Annotated in this window: 11 protein-coding genes; 9 read left to right on the top strand and 2 right to left on the bottom strand. The window is 37.6% G+C overall.

Annotation, left to right across the window (positions count from 1 at the left end; genetic code table 11):
• Positions 1 to 15: 15 nt before the first annotated feature.
• The 4 genes from DDF69_RS09280 to DDF69_RS09265 all read left to right on the top strand — a co-directional run bounded on the left by DDF69_RS09280 (position 16) and on the right by DDF69_RS09265 (position 4,022).
• Complete coding sequence (locus DDF69_RS09280) at positions 16 to 465, top strand: low molecular weight protein-tyrosine-phosphatase (RefSeq protein ID WP_114820548.1); 450 nt, start codon at positions 16 to 18, stop codon at positions 463 to 465.
• Between the two features lie 62 nt (positions 466 to 527).
• A complete protein-coding gene (locus tag DDF69_RS09275; protein WP_114820547.1) occupies positions 528 to 1,226 on the top strand; it encodes an SAM-dependent methyltransferase in 699 nt (232 codons plus the stop codon).
• A gap of 473 nt (positions 1,227 to 1,699) precedes the next feature.
• A complete protein-coding gene (locus DDF69_RS09270; RefSeq protein ID WP_114820546.1) occupies positions 1,700 to 3,502 on the top strand; it encodes a lytic polysaccharide monooxygenase in 1,803 nt (600 codons plus the stop codon).
• Positions 3,503 to 3,644: 142 nt separating this feature from the next.
• Entirely contained in the window at positions 3,645 to 4,022 is a 378-nt protein-coding gene (locus DDF69_RS09265; protein ID WP_114820545.1) for a hypothetical protein, read from the top strand.
• Positions 4,023 to 4,078: 56 nt separating this feature from the next.
• On the opposite strand, the gene DDF69_RS09260 is transcribed toward DDF69_RS09265, so the two are convergent.
• Positions 4,079 to 4,972: a DUF4349 domain-containing protein gene (locus tag DDF69_RS09260; protein ID WP_114820544.1), complete on the bottom strand. Its 894-nt coding sequence runs from the start codon at positions 4,970 to 4,972 to the stop codon at positions 4,079 to 4,081.
• Between the two features lie 181 nt (positions 4,973 to 5,153).
• On the opposite strand from DDF69_RS09260, the gene DDF69_RS09255 reads away from it, so the two are divergent.
• Positions 5,154 to 6,221 carry a DUF2891 domain-containing protein gene (locus DDF69_RS09255; RefSeq protein ID WP_114820543.1) on the top strand — a complete coding sequence of 356 codons (1,068 nt, stop codon included), beginning with the start codon at positions 5,154 to 5,156 and terminating at the stop codon, positions 6,219 to 6,221.
• On the opposite strand, the gene DDF69_RS09250 is transcribed toward DDF69_RS09255, so the two are convergent.
• Entirely contained in the window at positions 6,218 to 6,691 is a 474-nt protein-coding gene (locus DDF69_RS09250) for a DUF962 domain-containing protein (protein WP_114820542.1), read from the bottom strand. The genes DDF69_RS09255 and DDF69_RS09250 overlap by 4 nt on opposite strands.
• Positions 6,692 to 6,765: 74 nt before the next feature.
• Between DDF69_RS09250 and DDF69_RS09245 the strand changes: the two genes are divergently transcribed.
• From DDF69_RS09245 to DDF69_RS09230, 4 genes are all read left to right on the top strand, one after another.
• The gene (locus DDF69_RS09245; RefSeq protein WP_114820541.1) at positions 6,766 to 7,611 is read left to right on the top strand and encodes a helix-turn-helix domain-containing protein; all 846 of its coding nucleotides are present in this window, start codon (positions 6,766 to 6,768) and stop codon (positions 7,609 to 7,611) included.
• Between the two features lie 89 nt (positions 7,612 to 7,700).
• On the top strand, positions 7,701 to 9,011 hold the full coding sequence (locus DDF69_RS09240) for a TolC family protein (RefSeq protein WP_114820540.1): 1,311 nt from the start codon (positions 7,701 to 7,703) through the stop codon (positions 9,009 to 9,011).
• Positions 9,012 to 9,033: 22 nt separating this feature from the next.
• Positions 9,034 to 10,152 carry an HlyD family secretion protein gene (locus DDF69_RS09235; RefSeq protein ID WP_114820539.1) on the top strand — a complete coding sequence of 373 codons (1,119 nt, stop codon included), beginning with the start codon at positions 9,034 to 9,036 and terminating at the stop codon, positions 10,150 to 10,152.
• A 103-nt stretch (positions 10,153 to 10,255) separates the two neighbouring features.
• Positions 10,256 to 11,848, top strand: coding sequence for an MFS transporter (locus DDF69_RS09230; protein WP_114820538.1), 1,593 nt, complete (start codon positions 10,256 to 10,258; stop codon positions 11,846 to 11,848).
• Positions 11,849 to 12,021 lie beyond the last annotated feature (173 nt).

Here is a 12,021-nt window from a genome sequence, read left to right as displayed (position 1 = left end):
TTTTAAAAAACAGATATGAAAATTTTAATGGTTTGTCTGGGAAATATATGCAGAAGCCCGCTGGCAGAAGGAATTATGAAAACAAAACTACCGGATCATTATATGGTGGATTCTGCCGGAACTATTTCAATGCATGAAGGCGAACATCCTGATAAAAGAGCTATTACAACTGCTGCCAATCACGATATTGATATATCAAAACAAAGATCAAGACCCATCACCAGAAAAGACTTTGAGACCTTCGATAAGATCTACTGTATGGATATTGATATATTGGCAGATGTAGTTTCTAAAACCAAAAATGAAGAAGAACGCCAGAAAGTATCATTATTTCTCGAAGTATTGGGAGATCATAAAAACGCGGAAGTTCCTGATCCTTATTGGGGCGATATGAACGATTTTGAAAAGGTTTTCCAGATTTTGGATAAAGGGTGTGAAGCTATCAAAAATCAATTATCAAAATAATGAGCATGAACATGCAAAATATTTCCACCACTTTCACTTAAAAAGAATTAAAAAATAATACAATGCTTTTTTTACTCCCTGCTTATTTATCAGAAAATACTTCTATCAACCACTTTTCTCCTGTTCTGAAAGATTATATTATGCAGACAGATTATTTCTTTGTGGAAAATGAAAAAACAGCCCGGAAAGTTGTTAAATTCTTTGCTCCCGAAAAAAAACAGGCTGATCTGAAGTTGTTTCTATTGGATAAATACACAGAAAATGCAGATATCAAGGAAGCTCAGGAGCTCATGCTGAAAGGACAGGACTTCGGATTGCTGTCTGAAGCAGGATTGCCATGTATTGCAGACCCGGGAAATCTGATGGTGAAATGGTGTCATGAGAAAAACATCAGAGTAATCCCGATTTCGGGGCCTTCATCCATTATTCTTGCTTTGATTTCCAGTGGTTTTAATGGGCAGGAATTCACATTCCACGGTTACCTTCCTATTGATAAGGGAGAAAAGAAGAAGCAGATCATGAATCTTGAAAGTCTTGTTCAGAAAACCGGGTATTCACAGATTTTCATGGAAACACCTTACCGGAATAACCAGCTATTTGAAGATTTGTGTAAGTTTTTATCACCGAATACAAAGCTTTGTATTGCTGCCAATATCAACGATCCGGAACAAGAATTTATTAAAACAAAAACCATAAAAGACTGGCAGAAACAAAAGCCGGAGCTTCATAAAATTCCTGCTGTATTTGTACTTGGGAAATAAATCTTATTCTTTTTGAAGATAATCTTAGGGGTTTTAAAATTTACGGGCTGAGGGAATGATCAATTCTCTCAGCTTTTTTATTAAAATAGTTTTCAGTAGTTGCTGACAAATTATATAACTGATATCATTTTATATTTCCATTTTCTCTTTACCCTCTATTGTTAATCAATTCACATGAAAAATATTTCAATAAAGTGTGATTAATCATGTAATTTTTTGTATATTTATGCTTTAACATATTGTGATTATATGTTATTGATAAAATGTTATGAATTATAATTTTATGTTTTAATTTAAAATATTGGCTAATTATTTTTGTTTAGTTTGCTTTTTATTAAAAATTCTATAATTCAAATTGTTTAATGAATTAAAGCTGATTTGTGTTCCATTTCTTTATTTATGTCGAGTGAAAAGGTTTGAAAAAATAGCTTATAGAGAATTGATCTTATATTATCAACACCAAATATTTAATTATGAAGACAAGCAAATTTTTTTTTCCGTTATTGCTGATGCTGACGATGCTGGTACCATCTTTAATTCATCTGTCTGCGCACGGATATGTACTAAGTCCTGCCTCACGAGGATATCAGGGAAGTCTGGATAAGGCTGCACTAGGTTATTCTGCAGCATTTAGCATCTATGGATCTGTTATTAATGAACCGGGATCTCTGGAAGCGCCAAAAGGGTTTCCTGCATTGGGACCGGCTGATGGAAAGATTGCCTCTGCTAATGGAAGCATCGGTGGAGACACTACACTGGACATTCAGACTGCTGACCGTTGGAAGAAAACCAATATTTCCACTGGTGTGAATGCCTTTATCTGGAAATACTCGGCGTATCATGCAACTGCGAAATGGCATTATTATATGACAAAGCAGGGCTGGAATCCCAATCAACCGCTTTCCCGTCAGGATCTTGAGCTTATCGGAACAGTTACGCATAATGGAACGCCGCCGCAGGACAATGTTTCTCATCAGATTACAGTTCCTGCCAGCCGTACCGGCTATCACGTTATTTTAGCAGTTTGGGATGTAGCAGATACCACCAATGCATTTTATAATGTAATTGATGTTAACGTAACCTCCGGAACAGGAGTTTCTGCACCTGCTACCCCGACAGGATTAACACAGGTAGGAGTAACAAGTTCTTCTGCCAAAATAAGCTGGAATGCACAAACGGATGCAGCATCTTATAACATTTTCCGCAACGGACAAAATATTCAGCAGGTAAGTATACCTACATTCCAGGATACTGGCTTAACTGCCAACACGACGTATACCTATGAAATACAGGCGAAAGGCTCTTCAGGACTCACGTCAGGAAAAAGCGCGCCACTCAATGTAAAAACAAACACCGAAGGGACACTTGAAAAACCTACAGCACCATCTAATCTTCATTCAATGGAAGTTACTGAAAATTCCGTTACGCTTATGTGGATGGCTTCTACTCACTCACAAGGCATCAAAAATTACCAGATTTTTGAAAATGGAATCAAAGTAGGAGAGACCGTACAGACAATCTTTTTACGAGCCGGATTGGCACAAGATACAGAATATCGTTATACCGTAAGATCTGTTGCTTTGAACGATCAGTTTTCTGATATGAGTAATGAATTAAAAATCAGAACTAAGAAAGTGACACCAGGAAATGGTCAATCCTATTGTGGAGCAGAGCAATATAATGCGGCGAATGCATATCCTACAGCCGGAACGAAAGTCTTTTATTCCTGTAAAATCTGGAAAAACAAATGGTATGCAAATCCAGGAGAAATGCCGGGAACCAATATGGTATGGGAAGAAATAAGTACATGTACTGAAGGAACAGGCTGCCAATCAGGCGGTGCGGTTACCTACTGCGGTGCAGAGGAATACAATCCGGTAAAAACGTATCCAACAGCGGGAACAAAGGTTTTCCACGCCTGTAAAATCTGGGAGAATAAATGGTACGCAAATCCAGGGGATACACCGGGAAATAATGCTGTCTGGAAAATTGTAAGCGGCTGCAATGAAGGACAGAACTGCAAGGCATCAGCTGTTGCCAATAAAGAAAATGATCTTTCAGTAATCGTATCTGAGCATATGATTATTTTTGCTCCTGAAAGCATCTATGATAAAATCAGCAGAGTAGATATTATCACCCCTCATGGACTTCAGATCATGACTTTTATGAATACGGGAAAGACCAGGATGGATATCAGCCGACTTCAGTCTGGAATCTATTTTGTAAAGATTCAGTATAAAGACGGAAGCAGTATTACTAAAACCATCAGAAAATAGCAAAACATCTGAACATTCATAGAGCCATCCTTATTTTGTGGATGGCTTTTTTGGCAGAAATTATAAAAATATTTAACAGCCCTTAACAAGACTATTGCATTATTCTTGTTTTTTAGTAGCTATCACTTAAAATTATATGATTATGTCTGATAAGAAATTAGCGGGTATCTGGATTGATACAGAAAAAGCCATTGTAGCCAAGAATCACGATGCACAAAATGTTTCTGAATTTATCCTTTGCAAACCGGTGAAAGCAGAGATACAGCACGGAAACTCCAGTGAGAATGCAGGAAACAATGCCGAAATCACCAACAGAAACAAGTTTTTTAAAGAAATTGAAAAGTTACTGACCAATTCTCAGGAAGTGTATATTACAGGACCGGGTGTAACACAGGAGGAGCTTAAGCACTTCCTTCATGACACAGCTCAGTTCAGAGATTTGAAAATTACATTGGGGACCTCACAGAAAATGCCAGATGAAAAGGTACTCGAAACAGTAAAAGAACATTTTAATAGTTAAATTGTAGATAATGCAGTGAAAATCCGGGCATCTTCGATGCCCGGATTTTTAATAATTTAATTCTGATTTTTTTTCTTTGATTTCCATTTTCTCCAAAGGAAAATAATAATTGGGATGAGCAAAAAGAAAGGCCATAACGAAACCATTCCCAGCAGAAAAACTACAAAACTGTTCCAGCCTTCCGTCAGAGAATCCATAAAGCGGCTTCCAAAGCCTATTTTTGAAGTGGCAGAACTTCTTACTTTTTCTTTGTATAAATTTAAATTCAGAGTACTGTAATTCACACGGTCATCAATAAAACGAAGACTACCTTCAGCAATATCAATTTCATCTTCCAGTTCACGGATATTTTCCTGGATCTCCAGCATATCTTTCGTAGTGGAAGCCTTTTTAAGCATATCACGGTATTTTTCAAGATATATCTTTTTGTTGGCCAGCTTTATCGCTACATCAGTATATTCTTCAGTAACGTCATTAGATGAAATGTTTTTAGACAAAACGGTTCCAACGCCATCTGAAAAAGAGTTAATCAATGCATCAAAGTTTTTATGAGGGACACGAATGATCAGACTAAGATTATCATCCATATCCGTATTTTGAAACTCCTCTTTCTGGATATAAGCATTGTTTTTTCTGATGATTTCATTGACCTGGCTCTGTGTCTTTTTAATATCACCCACCTGAATTTTCATATCTCCGTTTTTGATAATTTTTTTGGAGATCGTATCTGTTTTCTGTGGAGAGTAAACATCTTTGTTGGTTCCATTTTCATCAGAAACTACCTTTTCAGAGATAGAAAGTGGTGGAGGTGGAGGCGCTGCTGCAGGAGAAGGTGCTCTATCTTCAGTTAGAACTTCCATCAGGTCGGCTTTTACCTCCTGTTTTTCACTACCTGATTTGCTGCAATTGATCAGGATCAGACCTGATAACAGTAAAATGATTTTTTTCATGGGTTAATTAGTTTTTTATGGATATGATCAAAAAGTGTGCACAAAAATGATGATGGGTAAGATGGGTTAATAAATTAAAATGAAATAAAAAATTTAATATCAAATCAGTAAATAGAAGAAATAGCTGGAAAACCAACTTGAAAAATTACGAGAACTGCTAAATTATTTCTATTTTTAATTCATGAAAAAAAGTCTTTTAGCATTAGCATTTTCTCCATTTCTGATGTATGCCCAGGAAGCTCCGAAACTTACAGACGAAATGGCGATGAAATTATCCGATAAACCTCTTCATTGTATCAACCAGGAATATCCTAATAAAACTGCCCATATCATCAATAATGCAGGCGAAGTTCCTTTAACTCCAAAAGATCTTCACCCTAGTTTTTATGGATGTTTCGACTGGCATAGCTCAGTTCATGGACATTGGATGCTGACCAGACTTTTAAAAACAAAACCCAATCTCTCCAATGCCAAAGAGATTGAAAAAATTCTGGATGAATCATTTCAGAAAGAAAAACTTCAGACAGAAGCGGATTACTTTACAAAATATCAGTTAACAGGAACTTTTGAAAGAACCTATGGCTGGGCGTGGATCTTAAAACTGGATGAAGAACTCACAACCTGGGATCATCCGAAAGCTAAAATATGGCACCAAAATCTGAAGCCGCTTACAGATCAGATTCTGAAATCCTGGAAGACCTATCTTCCAAAACAAACGTACCCTAACAGAACCGGAGTTCATCCCAATACTGCATTTGCTATGGCATTTGCGATAGATTGGGCAAGGGCCAATAAGGATAAAGCGTTTGAAAATCAGTTGATGGAAAAAGCAAAATACTTTTTCTTAAAAGATCAGAAAACGCCTGCTTATCTGGAACCGGACGGCTCAGATTTCTTTTCGCCAAGTCTTGAAATTGCAGATCTTATGAGAAGAGTGCTTCCTCAAAAAGAATTTGTACAATGGCTGAATGCTTTCTATGAAAAAAGAAGTCTGGAAAATGTTGAGAAAATTCCTGTAGTAAGTGATCTGAGCGATTACCAAACCGTTCACCTTGTAGGATTATCTTTTTCTAAAGCATGGTGTATGAAAGGAATTTCAAACGCACTTCCGGCTAATCATCCCTTGAAAAAAGATTTTAAGAAAACAGCTGATGTATTTCTCAATAATGGATTACCATTACTTTTCCAGGGAAATTACGGTGGAGACCACTGGCTGGCCAGTTTTGCGGTTTATGCTTTGGAAAATTAATATCGGATTCCTGTCTTTTTAAGAATAAAGCCTAAAAGCCATATCGGTCCTATCAGAAGAAACTGCAGATCTTTGAGGAAAGTAGGCTTTTTTCCTTCTATTTTATGACCTATAAACTGGAAAATCCATGTGATGATGAATACGGAAAGGTAAATCATCCATGACTGTTTTCCGAATCTGATATTGGTCAGATAGATGAAATGTTCCATAATAAGCATGATGACAATCATTACAACTGAGATCAAAAAAGACAGCCGTATATAGAATAAAGTGATCAGAGTAATCACCAAAAGGCTTATAATACTTGCACATCCGAAGTAGGAAGCGCAGAAATGGGGAGAGGGAATAAGGGAAGCAAAACCAAGAATTGTCCAGAAAATCAGAGGCACACAAATCCAGTGAATGAACTTGTTGGTCGCGTTTCTATGGCTTTTACTGTATTCTGCAAATAATAGATCAACCTTTCTCATGCTGAAGGGAAATTGGATTCCTGCTAAAATAATAAAATTTTGTAATCACTGGTAAGATTGCTTACATTTGTCTTATGTCTGCCCTTGAAAAATTTGGTGTTGATATTTTTACCGAACATAATATTTTCGAGCGAATCGCTGTGGGTAAGCCGTTTCGTCCCGAAAATCCTGCTTTTATTTTTATTAAATCGGGAACGATAAAGCTTCGTCAGCACTTCAGTGATCTGGAGGTTTCTGCCAATATGTTTATGGTAACCGATCCGCAAACCATTTATGAAGTGGTGGGAGTAACGGATGACTTTCAGTCGAGGATGGTTTCTTACAAAAGAGAATTTATTTCCGCCTTATCATTAAAATTTAACCGTTTGATTACGTATCGATATTTCAGGCAGCAGATGAATAAAGGAGTTCCTTTTCCTGAGGATGAAATGGAAGTAGTCTGGAAAAGCGTCAATTTTCTGAAATACATTCTGGATTCTGAAACCGAAATGCTTTATAAGAAAGAAATGGTGGAGCACCTTTTCTCCGTGTTCTGCTATCAGATGGCAGGAATTATTTCCAAGGAAGATAACAGCTCTATGAACCAGATGTCCAGACAGGAAGAAATTGTATTTGTCTTTCTTACAGACCTGGCAGAGTATCATCTTACCGAAAGAACCGTCGAGTTTTATGCCGAACGACAATCCATTACAACCAGACATCTTTCTTCTGTAGTAAAGACCATTACGGGGAAGTCTGCAAGCCAGATCATTGCTTTAATTGTGATCAATGAGGCGAAAGTACTCTTAAACTCTTCCAGTAAACCGGTTTCGGAGGTTTCTTCAATTCTTGGATTCAGCGATCAATACTCGTTTTCTCATTTTTTTAAGAAACATCTGGAGGTAAGCCCTACGCAGTACAGGCATCAGTTTGAAAGTTGAAATCTTACATTTGAACATCTTTTTCCAAAAATCAAACATTTGATTGATTTTGTTGTTGACCTAACTTTGCATCTGTAAAACAAGGTAAAATGACAAAGAAAATAAAAACAGCACTATCTGTATTGATAGCAGCTTTTCCTGCGCTGTTTTTTTCACAACAGATCAAGCAGATGACTGCAGGTGAGGTGGCAGAACTCGCTGTTCAGAATCACCAGCAGCTCAAAGTTTCTGCACAGAACATTGGTATTGCAAAACAAAATACCAATGTCGTTAAGCTTCAGAAACTTCCTACCATCACAGCTTCTACAAGTCAGTTCTATTTAGGAGATGCAGTAGCCATTGATAAAGACTTTTCGAATTCTACAAACGTTTCTATGCCCCATTACGGAAGCTCGTATGCTGTACAGGCCACACAGCTGATCTTCAAAGGAGGATTGGTGAATAAATCTATTGAAATGGCGGGGCTTCGTGAACAGCTTTCCGAACTGGATTTAGAGAAAAATATACAGGATGTTAAATTTTTAGTGATTTCCAATTATCTGGATGTCTATAAAATCATCAACCAGGAAGAGGTATTTCAGAATAACAAAAAACTGGCTCTGGAGCGTCTGAAAAACATTCAGAAGTTCTATCAGCAGGGAATGGTAACCCGAAACGAAGTGATTCGTGGAGAATTGGCCATCAAAAACCTGGACCAGGGAATTCTTACCCTTACCAATAATAAGAAAATCCTTAATTATAATCTGAATATTGCCTTAGGATTATCTTCTGACACGGAGATTGTTCCTACAGAAAGTCTGGAGAATAAAGAATCCGCAATTGGCATGGAATATTATACAGACCTTGCTCATGAAAGCAATCCGTTACTGAAATCGGCTCAAAAAAATATTGCAGTAGCAGATAAAAATATAGAGATTATAAAAACCGATAATGCGCCTACGTTGGCAGGATTTGGCGGATATACACTGCAAAGACCGATCACGACGAGAAATCCTGTTTTGGATATGTATTCAGGAGGCTGGCAGACAGGGGTTTCTTTGAGCTATAATATAGATACTCTTTTTAAAACAAAGGAAAAAGTAAAATTAGGGGAACTGCAAAAGAATCAGGCGAATGACGCCATGACTCTGGTACAGCAGAATGTGGATATGGCAGTGAATGCAGCCTATACCAAATATCAGGAGGCGATTCAGCAGGCTGATATTCTGAATGATTCCAAAAGACTGGCAGAAGAAAACTACAAGATTACAGAAGCCAAGTATCTGAACCAATTGGCTGTGCAGGCAGAAATGATTGATGCACAGAACCAGAAACTACAGTCAGAACTGGATTATGCGAATGCAGAAATCAATGTTCTGTATCAGTACTACAACCTTTTGAAATCTACGGGAACACTTTAATTTTTAAAACTGAAAATCAACAATGGAAAACAAGGGACAAACTACTCAAAATACAACACCAACTCCGGCAGCATCTGCTGTAGAAAATAAAAAAAAGAAAAATAAAACCAATAAAATCAGAGCCATCATTTCCAATATCATCGTTTTTCTGGTGATCGGATTCGGGTTATTCTGGCTAATCCGGGAATATTTCCATATCGGAAGCAAAACCTATACGGAAGCGGCACAGGTAGAGGAATTTATTAACCCTATCAATACGAGAGTTTCTGCTTATATCAAAGAAATCAAATTCATTGAACATCAGCGTGTAAAAAAAGGAGATACTTTAGTAATCCTTGACGAACGTGAAATTCTTACTCAGTTGGGACAGGCAGAAGCAGCTTATCAGAATGCAATGGCTCAGAAAACAGCAACAAGTTCTTCCGTGAACACGGTTTCCAATAATATCAACGTCATGCAGTCTAATATTGCTGGAGCAAAAGCCAGATTATGGAATGCTGAGCAGAATTTAAACCGATACAAAAACCTTTTGGCAGCTGAAGCCGTTACCAGACAGCAGTATGATCAGGTAAAAACTGAATATGATGCACAAAAGGCAGCTTATGAAACGCTGGTGAATCAAAAACAATCTGCCAACCTTTCCACTACAGAAGTGAAAAGCAGATTGGGAATTAATGATGCTGAAATTAAAAGAACAAAATCTGCTCTGGATATGGCAAGGATCAATCTTTCGTATACTGTTATTACAGCGCCTTACGATGGCGTGATGGGGAGAAGAACAATTTCTGAAGGCCAGTTGATCCAACCAGGACAGCAGGTGGCAACGATCGTTCTGAATGGTCAGAAATGGGTAACTGCCAATTTCCTCGAAAGCCAGATGCCAAACATTAAGGTAGGTGAGACAATTTTCATGACCGCTGATGCTTTAGGCGGTAAAAAATTCGAAGGAGTAGTCACAGCAGTTTCTGCAGCTACGGGATCAAGATATTCAAGTGTGCCAACAGATAACTCTACCGGAAACTTTATCAAAGTACAACAGAGAATTCCTGTAAGAATAGAGTTTACAGCTTCCAACAAAAAAGAAGATCTGGATAAACTGAGTGCCGGAATGAATATGAATGTGAATACTAATAAAGACTAAAAGATGGAAGATATCAGATTCCAGACCATATGCGTACGGAAAACTTAGGTTGAATGTTGAAAGTCTGCCATCTGATATCTGAAATCTATTACCTAAAAAAAACATGTACAACAAAGGATTATATAACGACTGGGTACCGAAACCCGTACAGCTGCTGCTGATAGTATTACTGCTTGCCGTGGTAATGCCTATCGGTGGGGTGTACACGGGAAATATCAGTTCTCTGGTAAGCGGTACGGGTGCCATGACAGAATATTTTATGTGGGCTAACTATGCGACTACTATTGGGATGGGAGCTTGTATGCCTGTGGTCCTCAGAATCAAAATGAGATTCAAAGTAAGAGATAAGCTGGTTTTATTACTGGTACTTTTAGGATTGCTCAGTTATGTAAACGGAACGACTTTACAACCCATGATTTTCGTCTTTACTTCCTTAGTGATCGGTTTTATGAAGATGATGGTCACTATAGAGCTGTTCCTGCCACTGATGGTGATGATTGGAAACCGAGGGATGTTTTACGGAGCTTTCTATACCTTCGTTCTGGTCATGAACCAGGTGGCTACCTATTATGCCGCTGAGTTTGCCCTTCTTTACAATTGGCAGCAATTTTACCTTTTCACAGCCGTTTTATGCTTTATTTTAGCTTTGATCCATTGGATTTTCATGCATAATAAATATTTTGCATTAAAAGTTCCTCTGCATTATATCGACTGGTTGAGTATTTTGCTTTTCATTTCAACATTCATGTTTTCAGCGTATGTGTATTCATTTGGAAGACAGCAGGACTGGTTTAATTCCAGGAATATTATGAATGCGAGTATTGCTGCTTTTGTAAGTTTTGCACTGCTTTCTATCCGTCAGCTTACTTTAAAAAGACCATACCTTTCATTCAAAATTTTCACCAAAAATAATGTACAGAATGGGTTATTTATGCTTTTTTGGCTGGGAATGTTTTTAGGAACTGCTTCTATTCAGAATACTTTTGCAGTGGGAGTATTAGGATATGACCAATTGACCAATACCAGACTCAGTTTATTAATGATTCCCGGAATTATTTTAGCAGGAATCATAGCCATCTTCTGGTTCAAAAAAGAAAAACCTTTGAAAATGTACATTTTTTCCGGTTTTGCCGCCATGGTTGGGTACGCTATTATCATGTACTTTTCTATGGTATTGGAGTTCAGCTATGACAACTGGTATCTGCCTATGTTTTTAAAAGGCTACGGAATGTGTTCACTGTTTATTTCCGTATGGTTTTATACGCTGGATAAGCTTGAAATGGATGAAATGCTGGCAGCTATCGGACTTGTTCTGGTTTGGAGAACTTTCCTCGCTGTAGGAATCTTTTCGACTCTGTACTCTTGGTTTCAATACCGTTTTCAGGTGACAGCAATTGGTGATCTTGCCGTTTATATGGACGGAATGACGGTGACTCCTCAAAATGTAGCCGCCAATATGAAAGCCATTCAGCTTAATGCCATTATTATCGCCACCAAGAAGATATTCGGATATATTATTTTAGCCGGATTTGGAGTACTGATTTATGTTGCGACTCATCATTTCGGAGCAAAACGATTCCAATATTTCAGATTTATAAGAGTTTTGGGAGGTAAATCCGTTATCGCAAGAAGGAGACTTCGTGAAAGAAGAAAATTATTAGAAGAAATAAAAGATGCAGCAGGACCTGCAGGATAAAAAATACCTTGTTTTTACTAGTAAAATCCTGGTCCTTTGTTGGGCTGGGATTTTACGCCTTTAAGAAGAGGTCAAATTTTAAACTTTTTTGAAACATTAAGATTCCATTAAGGTGTTTAGAGTATTATGGTGGGCTTCGCCTTAAGCTTAAAATCAGAATGATTCATCTTAAC

The organism is Chryseobacterium sp. KLBC 52, assembly GCF_003347605.1.
In the GTDB taxonomy this organism is placed as follows: domain Bacteria; phylum Bacteroidota; class Bacteroidia; order Flavobacteriales; family Weeksellaceae; genus Chryseobacterium.
The sequence above is the reverse complement of the archived record's forward strand: the minus strand, read 5'-3'. Positions and strand labels throughout refer to the sequence as shown.

Bases quoted from the DNA above. Each gene is read 5' to 3' on its own strand.
- DDF69_RS09280 (WP_114820548.1), top strand. From the start codon at position 16: ATGAAAATTTTAATGGTTTGTCTGGGAAATATATGCAGAAGCCCGCTG.
- DDF69_RS09275 (WP_114820547.1), top strand. From the start codon at position 528: ATGCTTTTTTTACTCCCTGCTTATTTATCAGAAAATACTTCTATCAAC.
- DDF69_RS09270 (WP_114820546.1), top strand. From the start codon at position 1,700: ATGAAGACAAGCAAATTTTTTTTTCCGTTATTGCTGATGCTGACGATG.
- DDF69_RS09265 (WP_114820545.1), top strand. From the start codon at position 3,645: ATGTCTGATAAGAAATTAGCGGGTATCTGGATTGATACAGAAAAAGCC.
- DDF69_RS09260 (WP_114820544.1), bottom strand. From the start codon at position 4,972: ATGAAAAAAATCATTTTACTGTTATCAGGTCTGATCCTGATCAATTGC.
- DDF69_RS09255 (WP_114820543.1), top strand. From the start codon at position 5,154: ATGAAAAAAAGTCTTTTAGCATTAGCATTTTCTCCATTTCTGATGTAT.
- DDF69_RS09250 (WP_114820542.1), bottom strand. From the start codon at position 6,691: ATGAGAAAGGTTGATCTATTATTTGCAGAATACAGTAAAAGCCATAGA.
- DDF69_RS09245 (WP_114820541.1), top strand. From the start codon at position 6,766: ATGTCTGCCCTTGAAAAATTTGGTGTTGATATTTTTACCGAACATAAT.
- DDF69_RS09240 (WP_114820540.1), top strand. From the start codon at position 7,701: ATGACAAAGAAAATAAAAACAGCACTATCTGTATTGATAGCAGCTTTT.
- DDF69_RS09235 (WP_114820539.1), top strand. From the start codon at position 9,034: ATGGAAAACAAGGGACAAACTACTCAAAATACAACACCAACTCCGGCA.
- DDF69_RS09230 (WP_114820538.1), top strand. From the start codon at position 10,256: ATGTACAACAAAGGATTATATAACGACTGGGTACCGAAACCCGTACAG.